This is a genomic window from Paenarthrobacter aurescens, from assembly GCF_041549525.1.
Taxonomy (GTDB): Bacteria; Actinomycetota; Actinomycetes; order Actinomycetales; family Micrococcaceae; genus Arthrobacter; species Arthrobacter aurescens.
Window position 1 is genome coordinate 3,713,200 of sequence record NZ_CP157456.1, and the last position, 14,486, is coordinate 3,727,685.

At 62.4% G+C, this 14,486-nt stretch carries 15 protein-coding genes; 11 read left to right on the forward strand and 4 right to left on the reverse strand.

The genetic code is table 11. The features are described from left to right. Positions 1-19 precede the first annotated feature (19 nt). The 6 genes from ABI796_RS17225 to ABI796_RS17250 are packed head-to-tail and all read left to right on the forward strand — an operon-like array spanning position 20 to position 5,807. Positions 20-1,291 (forward strand): extracellular solute-binding protein, encoded by a 1,272-nt coding sequence (locus tag ABI796_RS17225; protein WP_141280615.1) that lies wholly within the window; start codon positions 20-22, stop codon positions 1,289-1,291. Positions 1,292-1,320: 29 nt separating this feature from the next. Then, entirely contained in the window at positions 1,321-2,277 is a 957-nt protein-coding gene (locus ABI796_RS17230) for a carbohydrate ABC transporter permease (RefSeq protein WP_017200048.1), read from the forward strand. Continuing rightward, positions 2,274-3,173, forward strand: a complete 900-nt coding sequence (locus ABI796_RS17235; protein WP_246095630.1) for a carbohydrate ABC transporter permease — start codon at positions 2,274-2,276, stop codon at positions 3,171-3,173. Before ABI796_RS17230 ends, ABI796_RS17235 begins: the two co-directional genes overlap by 4 nt. Continuing rightward, the gene (locus ABI796_RS17240) at positions 3,170-4,096 is read left to right on the forward strand and encodes a Gfo/Idh/MocA family protein (RefSeq protein ID WP_141280613.1); all 927 of its coding nucleotides are present in this window, start codon (positions 3,170-3,172) and stop codon (positions 4,094-4,096) included. Before ABI796_RS17235 ends, ABI796_RS17240 begins: the two co-directional genes overlap by 4 nt. Positions 4,097-4,123: 27 nt before the next feature. Further along, entirely contained in the window at positions 4,124-4,915 is a 792-nt protein-coding gene (locus tag ABI796_RS17245; protein WP_141280611.1) for a glucosamine-6-phosphate deaminase, read from the forward strand. A gap of 43 nt (positions 4,916-4,958) precedes the next feature. Then, positions 4,959-5,807 carry a CPBP family intramembrane glutamic endopeptidase gene (locus tag ABI796_RS17250; RefSeq protein WP_141280608.1) on the forward strand — a complete coding sequence of 283 codons (849 nt, stop codon included), beginning with the start codon at positions 4,959-4,961 and terminating at the stop codon, positions 5,805-5,807. Between the two features lie 247 nt (positions 5,808-6,054). Here the strand turns inward: ABI796_RS17250 and ABI796_RS17255 are convergent, their stop codons facing one another. Further along, on the reverse strand, positions 6,055-6,420 hold the full coding sequence (locus ABI796_RS17255) for a PDDEXK nuclease domain-containing protein (RefSeq protein WP_373093002.1): 366 nt from the start codon (positions 6,418-6,420) through the stop codon (positions 6,055-6,057). Here ABI796_RS17255 and ABI796_RS17260 point away from each other — a divergent pair. Further along, positions 6,301-6,600 carry a hypothetical protein gene (locus tag ABI796_RS17260; protein ID WP_373093024.1) on the forward strand — a complete coding sequence of 100 codons (300 nt, stop codon included), beginning with the start codon at positions 6,301-6,303 and terminating at the stop codon, positions 6,598-6,600. The two genes, ABI796_RS17255 and ABI796_RS17260, sit on opposite strands and share 120 nt — an antisense overlap. Here the strand turns inward: ABI796_RS17260 and ABI796_RS17265 are convergent. The 3 genes from ABI796_RS17265 to ABI796_RS17275 form a co-directional block, all read right to left on the reverse strand. After that, entirely contained in the window at positions 6,533-6,673 is a 141-nt protein-coding gene (locus ABI796_RS17265; protein WP_373091839.1) for a hypothetical protein, read from the reverse strand. The genes ABI796_RS17260 and ABI796_RS17265 overlap by 68 nt on opposite strands. Before the next feature lie 18 nt (positions 6,674-6,691). Then, positions 6,692-7,771, reverse strand: a complete 1,080-nt coding sequence (locus ABI796_RS17270) for a substrate-binding domain-containing protein (RefSeq protein WP_246095629.1) — start codon at positions 7,769-7,771, stop codon at positions 6,692-6,694. A gap of 128 nt (positions 7,772-7,899) precedes the next feature. Next, positions 7,900-9,921 (reverse strand): PQQ-binding-like beta-propeller repeat protein, encoded by a 2,022-nt coding sequence (locus tag ABI796_RS17275; protein WP_141280604.1) that lies wholly within the window; start codon positions 9,919-9,921, stop codon positions 7,900-7,902. Positions 9,922-10,210: 289 nt separating this feature from the next. Here ABI796_RS17275 and ABI796_RS17280 point away from each other — a divergent pair, with 289 nt between their 5' ends. From ABI796_RS17280 to ABI796_RS17295, 4 genes are all read left to right on the forward strand, one after another. Beyond that, positions 10,211-11,524: an ABC transporter substrate-binding protein gene (locus tag ABI796_RS17280; protein WP_141280602.1), complete on the forward strand. Its 1,314-nt coding sequence runs from the start codon at positions 10,211-10,213 to the stop codon at positions 11,522-11,524. A gap of 69 nt (positions 11,525-11,593) precedes the next feature. Further along, on the forward strand, positions 11,594-12,526 hold the full coding sequence (locus ABI796_RS17285) for a carbohydrate ABC transporter permease (protein WP_024818284.1): 933 nt from the start codon (positions 11,594-11,596) through the stop codon (positions 12,524-12,526). Continuing rightward, positions 12,523-13,461 carry a carbohydrate ABC transporter permease gene (locus tag ABI796_RS17290; protein ID WP_141280600.1) on the forward strand — a complete coding sequence of 313 codons (939 nt, stop codon included), beginning with the start codon at positions 12,523-12,525 and terminating at the stop codon, positions 13,459-13,461. Before ABI796_RS17285 ends, ABI796_RS17290 begins: the two co-directional genes overlap by 4 nt. Then, a complete protein-coding gene (locus ABI796_RS17295) occupies positions 13,458-14,471 on the forward strand; it encodes a hydroxyacid dehydrogenase (RefSeq protein ID WP_141280598.1) in 1,014 nt (337 codons plus the stop codon). The genes ABI796_RS17290 and ABI796_RS17295 overlap by 4 nt, the downstream gene beginning before the upstream one ends. Positions 14,472-14,486: the final 15 nt, after the last annotated feature.

Consider the following 14,486-nt stretch of genomic DNA (forward strand, 5'->3'; position numbering starts at 1 on the left):
CACCATGTTTACTCGAAAAATGCGCACCGCCACTTTGGCCACAGCCGTCGTCGTTACCGCTGCTTTAACGCTCACCGCCTGCGGTTCATCTGGTTCGTCAACGTCCGACGGCGGCCAGGCCACCGGCAAGGTGACGCTCTGGATGTACCCCGTCATCAAGGACGAGACCGCCAGCAAGAAGTTCTGGCAGGACACTGAGGCAAGCTTCGAGACGGCCAACCCCGGAATCGACCTGACCATCGAGCTCCAGACGTTCGACAAGCGGGACGCCCAGATCTCGGCGGCACTTGCCGCAGGCTCGGGACCCGACGTCGTACTTATTACGCCTGACCAAGCAGCCACGTACCGTAACGTCCGCGGCCTGCTGCCAGTAGATAAGGCGGTTGAGCAGGACAAGGACAGCTTCTATCCCGGTACGCTGGAGGCCGCGACGTTCGACGACGAAGTATTCGGCGTTCCGTTGTTCCAGAACATCAACACCACCGCTTACAACACCAAGATCTTCGCGGACGCAGGAGTACCGCTGCCCAAGACCTGGGATGACCTGCGCAGCGCGGCGCCGGTTCTGGTGAAGAAGGGCGTCGCCGTGATGGACTACGCCGGAAGCCCCGAGCAGACGCTCAACCTGTCCTTCTATCCGCTGCTGTGGCAGGCCGGCGGAACGGTTTTCACCGATGACGCCAAGGACATCGCCTTCGACTCCGAGGCCGGTGTTTCGGCACTCCAGTTACTGATTGACCTGAAGAAGCTCGGCGGGCTTCCCGCGGATGCGGCCACCGATGGACCCAAGGTTGAAGGTGCTCCGATCGCCACCGGCAAGGCCGCGATGCGAGCCACCACGTCGTTGCCGGAATTGAAGCAAATGCGTGCCGCGCTCGGAGCCGAAAACGTTGCACTGGGCGCTCCGTTGCAAGGCAAAGTCCAGGCGACCTACGGCAACCCAGGTTTGCTGGCACTGACCTCCATCAACAAGAAGGAAAACCGGGAAGCCGCCTACAAGGTGATGAGCTACTTGAGCTCGGCCGAGTCCCAGAAGGCCCTCAATGCCGCCGCGGGAAACCTCCCCACCCGGACCGACGCCGCGGCCTTGGGCACAGACCCGGACTCCCTGGCCATGGCAGAAGCTTTGAAGACCGCCAACCCCGGCGAATCCTCACCTGTTGCACGCCAGGTCATGGGTGCCCTCGCTCCCAACATCCAGGCCGCCCTCCGCGGTGATGTCACCGCCAAAGAAGCCCTTGACCGTGCAGCCACGGAAGCCCGCGGCATCCTGCAGCGCTCGGCATCCTAAGCCCGGCCCCACCACCGATTGGTCACCCCATGTCCATAAACACCCGAACCAGAAACACGCTGGCCGGCCGACATCCCGAGTTGACGGCCCCACAGCTCAAGCCTTTCGGGGCCAAGAAAGCCCGCAGCCGCGAGGCGCTGGCCGGCATCCTGTTCGTCCTTCCCACGCTGATCATTTTTGGCCTCTTCAAATTCCTCCCCATCTTTGGGGCCGGAGCCATGAGCCTGACCGAGTACAGCCTCAACGGTGATTTCGAGTTCCTGGGCGCAGATAATTACGTGCGCCTGGCCGAGGACCCCAACTTCTGGCAAAGCTTGCGCGTGACATTCCTGTACGTGGCGATTTTTGTTCCGTTCATCATCGCCGTGTCACTGGCCGGCGCCGTCCTCCTGGACAAACTGGTCCGGTTCACCGGCACCTTCCGGGCGCTGCTGTTCATTCCGTACCTGAGCTCGTTCGTGATGGCCGGCATCATCTGGACCTGGATCTTCTCCACCGACGGCCCGCTCAATGCCGCACTGGGCGGCCTGGGCATGGGACCCGTTCCCTTCACCTCAGGCCCTCAACTGCTGGTCCTCTTGTCCCTGGCCGTGGTCTCAGTGTGGAAAGGCTTCGGCTACTCCATGTTGATCTTTCTGGCCGGCCTTAAAGCCCAGCCCGCTGAAGTCCACGAAGCCGCCCGCATTGACGGGGCCGGCGCGTGGAAATCGTTCTGGTACGTGACGTTGCCGCTCCTGAAGCCCGTGGTGTTCTTTGTCCTGGTCATCGAGACAATCGTCGGCTTCCAGGTCTTCGACACCATCTACGTGATGACCGGCGGCGGACCCGCCCGGGCCAGCCACAGCCTCATCTACTTCCTGTTCGATGAAGGCTTCAAGTTCTTCGACTTCGGCTACGCATCGGCAATCGGCGTGGTGCTGTTCGTCATTGTGCTCATCCTCTCGCTCATCCAGCAGCGCTTCTTCGAAGGTAAGGACTCCAAGTGACCGCCACCCTTTCCACTCCAGCTGGTGGGCGTCACCCCGCCGGACGTCCCGCCCAAAGCCCCGCCGGGCACAGCCCAAGGCGCAATACCGAGAAGCGCCGCCAGCGCACCCTGACCTGGGTGTTGGCAGTAATCTCGCTTTTCACCGTTGCACCGCTCATTGCCGTTGCAGTGCTGGCGCTCTCCCCCGCCGACGCCCCCACGTTGCCGTATGCGCTGCCGTCGTCGCTGACGTTGGACAACATTGTCCGCATCTTTAACGTGGGCGAGTTTCCTCTCTGGCTCTGGAACTCGTTCCTGTACTCGGCTGTGTCCGTGGTGGTTGTGTTGCTCACGGCATCCATGGCCGCCTACGCGTTGGCCCGCAAGAGGTTCCCGGGACGGAACGCGCTGCTGTGGGCCATCATCGCCACCATGATGGTGCCCGTCCAAGCCACCCTGATCCCCACGTTCATCCTCATCTCCAAAATGGGCGGGGTGAACACCCTCTGGGGGCTGATCCTGCCCACGCTGGCTAACGCCCAGGCGATCTTCCTCATCCGGCAGTTCGTGCGGGACATGCCCGAGGAACTGTTCGATGCCGCCCGCATTGACGGCGCCGGTGAATGGCGGACGTTCTGGCAGATCGTCCTGCCGCTGATCCGCCCCGTGCTGGCGACTCTGGCAATCTTCGTCTTCCTGTGGCACTGGAATGATCTCCTGTGGCCCTTGGTGGTGGGCCAGTCGGACGCGGCCAGAACACTCACGGTGGGCTTGGCAACGTTGAACACAGAGACCGCCTCCACGTCCAACGTCATGGCAGCAACGCTAGTCAGCTTCATACCGTGCCTGGTGATCTTCGCCCTCCTGCAAAAGCACATCGTCGCCAGCATCACGCATAGCGGGGTCAAAGGATGACGTCTGCCGCACCTATCCGTTTTGGGCTCATCGGTGTCGACTCCCCGCACGCGCCGTCCTTTACGCGCCTCTTCGGCAATGGCGTGGACGGTGTGGTCCCCGGCGGCACGGTGACGCACGCTTGGAAGGGGGAACCGGCGTCGGACTTTCCGTTAAGCCTCCACCGCATCGACGCCTTCGCGGACGAAGTCAGCGGACTTGGCGTCACCCTGTGCGACTCCCCCGAAGCTGTGGCCGAGGCATGCGACGCGCTCTTGATCGTGGCCTCGGATGCACGCACCCACCCGGAGTACTTCAGGCGGGTTGCCCGGTACGGAAAGCCTGTTTACGTCGATACCCGTTTTGCGCCGTCCCTTGCTGAGGCGCGGAGCATGTTGGCTTGGGCCGAAGCCTCGGGTTCGTTGGTACTGGCGGGTTCGCCGAAGCGCTTTGCGCGCGAATTCCAGACGGCGCTAGGGGCTGCCGACGCGCACCGGGTATCGCTCACTGGACCGCTACCCACTCAGCCTGGCCATCCCGGCTTCTCGTGGTACGGGGTGCATTTAGTGGACCTCGCCGTCGCGTCGCTGGGTTCGCTCGCCACCCGCTCCGGAAAAGTGACGGTCGACGCCGGGCGGTCTGAACCCGCTGCAGGCCAGGTTTCCGTGACGGTCGACTGGGGCGACGGCCGGGTGGCGACCATGAGCGGCGAATCTGAATGGACCCCGCACACGCTGGGCCGGATTGAAACCACCGAGGGTCTGGCCACTTTCTGGATTGAAGCCGGCCCCCCGATGCTGGTGGGCCTCCTTGAGGACATCGTGGAATCGTGCCGCAGCGGCAGGCCCAATGTGCCGCTGCCCGAAATCCTCAGCATCGTGGCCATCGTGGAAGCAACCAACAGGAGCCTCGAAACGGGAGTCCCCGTGACAGTAGGCAGCTAGTTACGCACCCAAAATGTTAGGAAACCCATGGCAGAAATCATCATTGTCCGCGACCAGGCCGAGGCCGGCTCCCTCGCCGCTTCCATCATCATTGGAAAGATCAGTTCGAACCCCGCTACCGTGCTGGGCCTGGCGACGGGTTCCACCCCACTGTCCACGTACGCAGCGGTGGCGCAGGCCGTCCGTGACCATCGGATCGATGTTTCCGGCGTACGTGGCTTTGCCCTGGACGAGTACCTCGGGGTCCCCCCGCAGCACCCGGAAAGCTACCGCTCGGTCATCACCCGCGAAGTGGTTGAGCCGTTGGGATTGAATCCGGATCAGGTCTTCACACCGCGCGGAACTGGCGAACACATTGGCCAGGCCGGGGCGGAGTACGAAGCGTTGATTGCCGGGGCCGGTGGCATCGACCTCCAGATTTTGGGCATCGGTTCCAACGGACACATCGCCTTCAACGAACCGGGCTCCTCATTGGCTTCACCCACCCGGATCAAGGCCCTGGCGGAGCAGACCCGCAGGGACAACGCCCGATTTTTCGGCAACCCTGACGAGGTTCCAACGCATTGCATCACCCAAGGGCTGGGGACCATCCTCCGCGCCAGGCAATTGGTCCTCCTGGCCTTCGGGGCGAACAAGGCCCAGGCCGTTGCAGCTGCCTTGGAAGGACCTGTCTCCTCGGTCGTGCCTGGCTCGGTGGTTCAGCAGCATCCCCACGCCACGGTCATCATCGATGAAGAGGCCGCGTCCACGCTGGCGCACGCCGAGTATTACCGGCACGCCTGGCGATCGGCGCAGGAGCTGGATGCAGTAGGTTTTTAGCGGGGGCAAACGCATCCCGCATTCCATAAAAAGGGGACCGTACATGGGGCAGGACGCACGCACATCCGGCTGGAAAGCATTCTGGAACCGGGGCGGGTGGTGGCGGTCCATTCTCCTGGTGGTGCTCTACATGGCCTTCTATCTGGGCGCCGGCCTGCTGATCGGTGCGATCGCGGGAGACCAGATAGACACGGAGGACATCTTCCGCACGCCTCAGAGTGTGTTCTTCGGCATCACGTTCCCGCTGATTGTTGGCAGCGTGGTGCTGCTGGCCTTCTTGTCCTCCACAGGCTGGCTCAGGCCACTCTTCGCGCCGCAGCCCATCAAGGGGAAGTGGTGGATGTGGGTGGCGCCGCTCTTCTTGGTGGCAGCCATCGTCCTTCGCTTCCTCGGCATCGATTACGGCAGCTATGAGGCCTCGGTGGTGGTGGTCACCCTCCTCACTGGCTTGTTAGTCGGCTTCGCCGAAGAGGTGCTGACGCGTGGCATCGTAGTGAAAATGCTGCGGGACTCAGGGAAGTCCGAGTGGGTGGTCATGGTGCTTTCATCGCTGATCTTCGCCCTCCTGCACGCAGCCAACGCCCTTTCCGGACAACCGATCGTCACAGTCCTGGTGACTGTTGGTTTCACCTTCGGGTTCGGAATCTGCATGTACCTGACCCTGCGCGTCACCGGCAACCTGATCTGGCCCATCATCCTTCACGCACTGTACGATCCCACCCTGTTCCTCGCCACAGGCGGCATTGACCAGGCAGCCGCCGGTCCCCAGAGCCCCTTCCTGGTGCTAGCCGGGCCGGCCAACATGATTTACATCCTGATCGCTTTGGTCGCATTGATTGTGGTTCGTGGAAAGGTACAGCGCGCGCCTTTGTCCGAACCTGTGTTGAGCTAGTTCCACGAAACCGAAGCGTTCGACGGCGGATTGCCACCCGCCGTCGAACGCTTCTGTTGTGCTTGCAGTACTTGGTGCGCTGTTAGGCCTGGCTGATGTCGATGCCTGTGACCGGAGCGCCGACCTCCGAACTCCACCCCTCACCCAGACCTACGGAGAGCAGTACCTGAACTACAAACACAATGTCCGCGGGTGGTGGCCGCGGTTCACGCCGTGGCGGGGGTGACCGCAATTGTTGCCGTACCGCCTAAGTGGGCTCGGCCTGTCCCTCGTCAGGTTCTGCCCACTCGAGGGCAGCGACCAGGTGCCCTTCGGTGGGCAGGGCCTTTTGTTCGGAAGCGGGGAGCTTGTCGTACGTGTAGGCAGCGACTGCCATCGGTGAGGTAGAGCGCCCGAGGCTGTACCTGACGCTGCGGTCGTTCTTGGTGCCGCAGATCAGAATGCCAATCGTTTCGTTGTGATGCTCACGGCGAAGCATGTCATCGACGAGGGTGTGGAAGAACAGCATGTCAACGAAGTCATCGTCGCCTTCGACATCGAAGTGAACCTGCCGACCAACGAACGAGAAACCCGGCCCGAGTTCCCGGAGGGTTTCGGTGATTCGGTGAGTCAGGGCCTGTTCCAGATCCCGTTCGGCAAGTCCCCCGACAAGCCGAGAAACTCGAAATCTTTCCCGTGTCCGGTTCATGATCATGTTCAGCAGGACATTGCGGGACCATCCGTACTCAACTGCGGCACCGGCATACCCAATCCCGATGCTGTCGAGTGTTTGCCTTGTCCAAAAGAACGGTGATATGACCCCACGGCAATTGTGCAACAGCTTGTTGCACAATTGGGTCCGGCCATGCGGTGGCAAAGGCCCGCATGTAAAAGAGCGGCTCCCCCTACTCCACGTCCTCCCCCGGCACGGTGGACTCCCGGATGATCAGTTTCGGGGCCAGGCTCACCCGGCGGAGGGCTGGCGAAACCGCAGAGCCGGTCTTTCCGGCAAGACGTTCCATGCACATGGCGACGGCGGCGTGGCCTACGTCCCGCTTCGGCGGGGCGATGGAGGTCAGGGGCACGGGGGCGAGGTCCGCCACCTCGTCGTCGTAGGCCACGATCGCCAGGTCCTCCGGGACGTCAAGCCCTGCTTCCTCGGCGAGGTTAATCAACGTGATGGCTTCCTCGTCCGGAAGCACCAGGGCCGCGTGCGTCTCAGTGCGACGGCAGTCTCTGAGGAATTTCGCGAACTCTTTTTGGTTGTTGCCTGCACCCACCACTGAACGAACGTATTCCATGATGGGCGCATCAGTTTCGAGCCCCAGCTTGGCCACCATGCGCTCGTGGCTTTCACGGAGCCACGGCGCTGTGGGGCTGGTGGCGATGGCAAGCCCTATCCTGCGGTGGCCCAGGGATGCGAGGTGCTCAAGGGCAAGCTCGGCACCATAGCTGTGATCGGACATCACGGATTCAAACACGCGGCTTGAACGTTCCACGAGCACTACGGGGATTCGCAGCCCGGACAGCAGCTCGAACGTTGGAGATCCGGGTTCAAGGGATCCGGCGGTTGCCAACAGTATCCCGTCCACGGAGTTGGCCACCATGCGTTGGAGCTGCCGGTGTTCGTCCTCCGCGGAGTAGTTGCTGACCCCCAGAATCAGCCGGGCGTTCAGTTCCCTGGCGGCTGATTCCGCGCCGCGGATGACCTCCGGAAAGTAGTAGCCCGTGGTCGGGACAATAAGGCCCAGGGTTGCGAGCGGCTGGCGGGATCTCCTGTGAACGGTGTCGCCTTGCCGTTCGGAGGGGACGGGAACGGCACCGCCGTGGACTCGGCGCAGCAGCCCTTGGGCAGCAAGCTGCGTCAGGTCCCGGCGGATGGTCATGGTGGACAGGCCGGTCTTCTCCGCGAACCCATTGACGGTCAGGGATCCCCGCATTTCAAGCTCGCGCAGAATCTTCTCGTGGCGTTCGCCGCTAAGCATGCCCACCCTCTCCGGAATTCAGATGTTCAAACAAGCATAGGTGACCGTATGCACGTGCGTTGCGGGGCCCGCTCTGCGCGGTAAATACTCGCCAGAGAGCGCAAAACAGGCCCCGCAACGCCGGGCACCTACCGCCGTGGGTGGTCGTTGATCCGCACGAGGTTCCGGCCCCGCATGGTGTAGAGGTAGCCGTCCTCGTCGTTGTTAATGTGCGAGCCGCTGTACCAAGCGCCGTCGATGTCGGCCACCACGGTGGCAACCTCGAAGGTCTTCGGGTCGAAGCGGAAGACGTGGGTGTTGGAAACGCCATACACCGCGCCGCGGTTGGTCACCAGGGCCGCAAAGCCGTAGCTGACTGAGGTGATATCGGCTTGGTGCACCACCTTGCGCTGGGGAAGGTCGATAACGAACACCGTGCCCTTGCGGGACACTCCATAGAGGTACTTTCCCTGCACTGCCAGGGCAGCGACTCCGGAATTCTGTCCGGGATCGATCCTCCACAGTTCCTTGCCTTTCACGGGGTCGAAGGCAACCACGGTCCCCGCCCCTCCAAGGTCGGGGAGCCCGCCGCCCAAGTAGGCCACGCCGTCGCGGCTTGCAACGGCACGAACCAGCTGGGTCTCATCCACCGGGTTGACGAAGAAGCCCTTCTTGCCGGTGCGCGGGTCATACGTCCACAGCGAGCCTCCGCCCTCGGTGTCCGCCTGTGCGACTACCAGGACAAGCTTATTGCTGTCGTCCCAGCAGACGTCCAGGGGCCGGTTTTGCTCCTTGGGAAAGTCGGCCACCTGCGTAATCGGCTTACCGTTCCGGGGGTCGTAACTCCAGATGCCCTGACCGCTGTACTGGCCTGTATAAAGGGCACCATCCACCACGATCGCGTCCTTCGCCTCGCCGGGTGCCCTCATGTTCGTGACTTGGCCATCCTTCAGCGAACGCCGGGCGATGACGCCATTGCCACCTACGTAGACGTAGCCCGCGCCTGCCGCGATCCCCATCACCGATTGAGGATCAGAGGGTGCGCCGGCTTCGCCAAGGTCGGTGGTCTTGGTGGTGCCGGTTACGGGGTCGATCTCGGCGATGAAGCCGTAACCAGAGGTGACCAACAGCTTGCCGCCCAAGACGTCGACGCCCCAGATCTCTCCCAGCGAAGGCCCTTGGTACGGCACCGCCGCGATCGTGTTCGATGCCAGCGAGTAGGCGAGCAGTCCGGTCTCGTTGGCGAAATAGACGTTGTCCCCCATCACCGCGAAACTCTTGGCCACCTTGCCTTCCGAGATCGTCAGTGCGTACGACGAGTGGTTGGCCAGACTGAGAGCGGCCATCTTGGCGTTCTCCAACGATCCTGCGGAACTGACCACAAGCTTGTCCCCCACCACTGCGAGGTCGCGGATGCTGGGATCTGGCAGGATTTCGGACGGAGTCACGTTGGTGAACTTCCTGGATGCTGTGTCGTAGGCGTAGAGGCAGGCCCGGCTGGCGCCGCTTCCGCCGTTGAGCGTGCTGCCCGCGCCGAAGAACACCGTGGCGTCCGTCGCGGCCACGGCGCGGGCCAAGGTTGCTCCCGCGTCCGGGATGCCAAGGCTCGCTACCTGGCCGGTGGCGGGGTTGTATTCCCAGAGTGCCGGCGCGGTGCTGCTTCCGCCGCCAACTGCATAAAGCCGGCCATTGGGTGCAACGCTGATGTCCCGGACATCCCGGTCTCCGATGTAGCCGATCGCCGTAGCCTTGGTGCCGAGACTGTTGAGGTCCCAGCGGAACAGGTTCGGCAGTGTGCCGGTGGACTTCTGGAGGACACCGGCGTAGAGGTACCGGCCTGAAGGATCGGCGGCCAACGTCTGGATGGAGTGGCCGTTGCTGAGTTCGGTTTGGCCAATGACCTTGCCCGTGGGGACGTGGAAGGCAATGATCCGGACCGGCTCCAGGTTGCGGGAACCGATGTACAGAACATCGCCAACCAGCAGGCCGCTCATCAGGGAGAACTGTACGACGGCGGGACCCAGGTCCAGGATTTCCGTCGCCTTCGGCTTGGAGCCCAGAAGGGCGGACGCCGACGCCGGTTGGCCGGCTGCCAGCCCGATGGCCGCGGCGAGCGACGCTGCTCCGCCAACTTGTAGGACTGACCGTCTGCTGATGTTCGATTTCTCCATTGGAATCCCTGTTCTTAGGTAATGGCTTTTCAGTAGTCGCCGTTTCGGGTGTCCAGAATTCATAGCAGCGTGAAGCTGACAGCGTCCAGCTTTTCTGTTCGTTCAAACAGAACTGGCAGTGAGGTTCACAGCCAAGGTCGCCATAAACCTTTGAGTTCGTCACGCGGCAATGTTTGAAAATGTTTGAAATCTTGTAGATGTTCGAAGCAGGGCGGTTACATGGATTCACCTCATGTGGTCCCAACCACACAAACTTTCTTCGCATCGCAAGTCTTCAAAGGAGAACACCATGAAGCGTCGTCATCTCTTTGCCGGAGTAGCTGGCTTGGCCGCCAGCACTCTGTTGCTGGCCGCCTGCGGTACTGGCCCCACCCCAGCGGCAGCGCCCACCCCCACGGAAGATCCCACAGGATCCATCACCTTCTGGTCCTCGTTGGCAGGCATGGACAAAGTGGCCGAAGCGTTCAACGCCAGCCAGGACAAGATCAAGGTCAGCTTCGAAACCATCCCCAACGGTGCCAACGGTGGCTACGCAAAACTCTCCACCGCCATCACGGCAGGCAACGGCCCGGACGTCGCCACCATCGAATATCCGCAGCTGCCGCAGTTCGTCAGCAACAGCCAGGTGATCCCGCTCGATGGCCTGATCAACAAGGCCGAGACCGTGGACAAGCTCACGGACGAGACCAAGGCTTTGGTCCAGTTCGGTGAGAAAACCTACGCACTTCCGTACGACGCAGCCCCCATGCTCATGTGGTACCGCCAAGACATGCTGGCGAAGGTCGGCGTCGAGGTCCCCAAAACCTGGGATGAATTCGAAGAGGCCGGCAAAAAGCTCAAGGCCGTGGCACCTGACTCCTACCTGGCCAGCTTCAACCCCAACGAGGTAGCGGCGAGCGCCGGGTTGGCCTGGCAGGCAGGTGCCAAGTGGTTCGGTACCGAGGGTGACAGTTGGAAAGTGGGCGTCAATGACGAGGCCACGCAGAAGGTTGCCTCTTACTGGCAGAAGCTCATTGACCAGAAGATCGTCAAGGTCAGCCAGGCCTACAGTGACGAGTGGAGCCTGGACCTGGCCAACAGCAACGTAGTTGGCGTGCTGGGTGCCAACTGGAGCGCCACGGGCATCCAGAAGCGCACCGAGGCCAGCGGCCAGAAGGGCCAGTGGATCGCTGCGGAACTGCCGACGTGGGGCAACGAGTCCGGCGCCTTCTATGGCGGATCCAGCTTCAACGTGACCAAGACCAGCAAGAATCCGGCCGCGGCCGCCAAGTTCGTCGAGTTCCTCACCACCAGCCAGGAAGCCATCAAGGCCCGCGGCAACACCGGCTCCGCTTTCCTTGCCTTCCCGGGCCTGACGCCGGTGGCGCAGAAGGCGTATGACGCCAGCTACTTCGGCAACGACATCTACGAGGTCTTCACCAAGGCGTACGGCACCATCACCCCGGGCTGGCAGTGGGGTCCCAACTGGGACATCACCAACACTGCGCTCAAGGATGCCTACGGCAAGCTGACCACCGGCGGCACCATCCATGAAGCCGTGGATACTGCCCAGGACGCCACCGTGGCAAGCCTGAAGCAGGCCGGCCTTTCCGTCAAAGAGTAACTCCGTCACCGAATAGCCACACAGGCAGGGGGCCTCGTGATGAGGCCCCCTCCAAGCTAGGAGAATCCCATGGCCACCCAGGCCCTCACCACCACAGTGCGCCGCCGAGGCCGTGCACTGGCGGGAACCGGCGGAAGGACTGCCGCGCTGTTCCTGGTTCCCTTCTTCGCGGTCTTCGCGATCGCCATGATCGCACCGGTGATCTACTCCCTGGTGCTGAGTTTCCACTCGCAGCAGAAGTCCGGGCTGGGCTTCGGGGAAGCCAAGACGGTCTTCGTTGGACTTGAGAACTATGTGCAGGTCTTCCAGTCCGAAACGTTTGTGGAAGGCATCGCCCGCCTTGGCTTGTACTGCCTGATCTACATTCCCTGCATGGTGGGCGGCGCAGTGGTCTTCGCTCTCCTCCTGGATGCAACGGTGGCCAAGGCGCGCAAGCTCTTCCAGCTCCTGGTGTTCCTTCCCCACGCAGTGCCCGGCGTCATCGCCGCCCTCATTTGGGCCTACCTCTACACCCCGGGTATCAGTCCGCTGGTCCAGGCTCTCCAAGGCGGCGGGATCCAGATCAACTTCCTCGACGCGCACTTGGTTCTACCGTCCATCGTGAACATCGGCGTCTGGGAGTGGACCGGTTACAACGTCATCATTCTGTTCACCGCTTTGCAGGCTGTTCCCCGGGAAATCCTGGAAGCTGCCCGCGTGGACGGTGCCGGCGAAATCCGCGCGGCCATCAGCATCAAATTTCCGCTGATCCTTCCGGCGCTGAGCGTGATCATGCTCTTCACCATCATCGGCACCCTGCAACTGTTCACGGAACCGTCCATCATCTCCAAGGCCACCGCATCAGTCACCAGTACTTGGGTTCCCAACCTCTGGGCCTATGACGCGGCCTTCATCCGTCACAACCTCAACCAGGCCGCAGCTGCCTCCATCATCATCGCCGGACTGGCCGCAGTCCTGTCCCTGGCCGTCACCCGCCTTAGCTCCAGGATGAACAAATCATGAGCGCCTCAACTCTCCCCCGCCCCCGCACCACCCCGGACACAGCAACTCCCCGCCGCGCCGGATCCCGTTCCAACCGCGCCGGATCCAGCTCCAACCGCGGCGGTGGCTTCGCCAGCAAGCTCACCGTCAACGGTCTCCTGATCATCGGCTCCGCCTACATGGTGGTACCGGTTCTGTGGCTGGTGTTCGCCTCCACCAAGAACGCTGCAGACCTGTACGGCACCAGCGCCTACGCCTTGGGGAACTTCTCCTTGTTCGAGAACATCGCCAACGTGGCCAAGCAGGACGGCGGCCTGTTCTTCCGCTGGCTGGGTAACTCCGTGATGTATGCCGGTGTTGGCGCTGTCCTGGGCAGCCTGATTTCGGTGATGGCCGGGTATGCGTTCGACAAGTTCCAGTTCCGTTGGAAAGACTCGCTCTTCGGTTTCGTCCTGGTGGGCGTCCTGATTCCCAACACGGCCACGGTGCTGCCCATGTACCTTCTGGCCTCCCTGGTGGGCATGACCAACACCATCTGGGCTGTCCTCATCCCGGTCCTGTGCAATCCCTTCGGTGTGTACCTGGCGCGGGTTTACTCCGCCAGCTACGTTCCTGCCGAAACCCTTGAAGCCGCACGCATGGACGGCGCCGGACCCATCCGGTCCTTCTTCTCCTTGGGCCTGCCCATGATGATGCCGGGCTACATCACCATTGCCCTGTTCCAGTTCGTGGGGGTGTGGAACAACTTCATGCTTCCCCTGGTGATGCTCCAGGACCAGCAATTGCTGCCGGTCAGCGTCGGCATCTCCATCTGGCAGGGCTACTCGGTACCGCAGCCTGAATTCACACCAATGGTCATCACGGGTTCTCTGCTGTCCATCATTCCGCTGCTGGTGGCCTTCATCATGCTGCAGCGTTTCTGGAAGTCCGGCCTCACTGCAGGGAGCGTCAAATGACCACAACATCACTGAACGTCGCACTGGCCATGGGTCCCGGCGTCGTAAATCGGGTCTTTCCGTCCCGCAGGCTGGAGGCCCTGGGTCCGGGGCTGCGGCTGCTCAGCCCGACGCCCATGGAAGACTTCACCTCGCCGCGTTCGCTGGAACTCCTTGCGGAGACGGACATCCTCATCACCGGCTGGGGATGCCCGAAACTGGACGCCGTTGCCCTGGCCGCGGCCCCGCGCTTGACCCATGTCCTCCATGCCGGAGGCACGGTAAGGCATCACGTGGGCGAGGAATGCTGGGAAAGGGGCATTGAAATCAGCACGGCTGCCGATGCCAACTCCATTCCGGTTGCCGAATACACGGTGGCCATGATCCTGTTGGCCAACAAGAGAGTCCTGCAGATCGCCCGCAAGCTCCACACAGAGAGGGCGGAAATCGAGCCGGACCAGGTGTTTCCGGACATGGGCAACTTCGGCAAGCGGGTGGGCATCATTGGCGCCTCAAGGATCGGCAAGCACGTCATCCGCCTCCTGAAGTCCTACGACGTTAGGGTCTTCGTCTCCGACCCCTTCCTGGACCAGGCCGCGGCGGCCGCGCTCGGCGTCGAACGTCTTAGTCTGGAAGAGCTGGTGGCCACGTGCGATGTGGTCAGCCTCCACGCGCCGTCGCTCCCGTCCACCTACAATCTGATCCACCGGGCGCTGGTGGCGAGCTTCAAACCGGGAGCCACCTTCATCAACACCGCCCGCGGCGAACTGGTTGATCAGGATGCGTTACTCGGGCGCATCGAACAAGGCGACCTCTACGCAGTCCTGGACGTCACTACGCCGTGGGTGCTGCCCGCGGACTCAGGCTTCTATACCCATCCCAACGTGCTGCTCACACCGCACCTGGCTGGTTCACTGGGCATGGAACTGGAGCGCATGGCGGTCAGCACCATCGAGGAAGCGCGCCGGATCTCCCGCAGCGAACCTCTCCTCCACAGGCTCAACGCCAAAGACCTCGCCTTTACCGCCTAACAGCCACGCCAGCCG

Excerpts from the sequence above, each read along its gene's own strand:
- ABI796_RS17225 (WP_141280615.1), top strand. The coding sequence starts at position 20 with ATGCGCACCGCCACTTTGGCCACAGCCGTCGTCGTTACCGCTGCTTTA.
- ABI796_RS17230 (WP_017200048.1), top strand. The coding sequence starts at position 1,321 with ATGTCCATAAACACCCGAACCAGAAACACGCTGGCCGGCCGACATCCC.
- ABI796_RS17240 (WP_141280613.1), top strand. The coding sequence starts at position 3,170 with ATGACGTCTGCCGCACCTATCCGTTTTGGGCTCATCGGTGTCGACTCC.
- ABI796_RS17245 (WP_141280611.1), top strand. The coding sequence starts at position 4,124 with ATGGCAGAAATCATCATTGTCCGCGACCAGGCCGAGGCCGGCTCCCTC.
- ABI796_RS17250 (WP_141280608.1), top strand. The coding sequence starts at position 4,959 with ATGGGGCAGGACGCACGCACATCCGGCTGGAAAGCATTCTGGAACCGG.
- ABI796_RS17265 (WP_373091839.1), bottom strand. The coding sequence starts at position 6,673 with ATGCGGGCCTTTGCCACCGCATGGCCGGACCCAATTGTGCAACAAGCT.
- ABI796_RS17270 (WP_246095629.1), bottom strand. The coding sequence starts at position 7,771 with ATGCTTAGCGGCGAACGCCACGAGAAGATTCTGCGCGAGCTTGAAATG.
- ABI796_RS17275 (WP_141280604.1), bottom strand. The coding sequence starts at position 9,921 with ATGGAGAAATCGAACATCAGCAGACGGTCAGTCCTACAAGTTGGCGGA.
- ABI796_RS17280 (WP_141280602.1), top strand. The coding sequence starts at position 10,211 with ATGAAGCGTCGTCATCTCTTTGCCGGAGTAGCTGGCTTGGCCGCCAGC.
- ABI796_RS17285 (WP_024818284.1), top strand. The coding sequence starts at position 11,594 with ATGGCCACCCAGGCCCTCACCACCACAGTGCGCCGCCGAGGCCGTGCA.
- ABI796_RS17290 (WP_141280600.1), top strand. The coding sequence starts at position 12,523 with ATGAGCGCCTCAACTCTCCCCCGCCCCCGCACCACCCCGGACACAGCA.
- ABI796_RS17295 (WP_141280598.1), top strand. The coding sequence starts at position 13,458 with ATGACCACAACATCACTGAACGTCGCACTGGCCATGGGTCCCGGCGTC.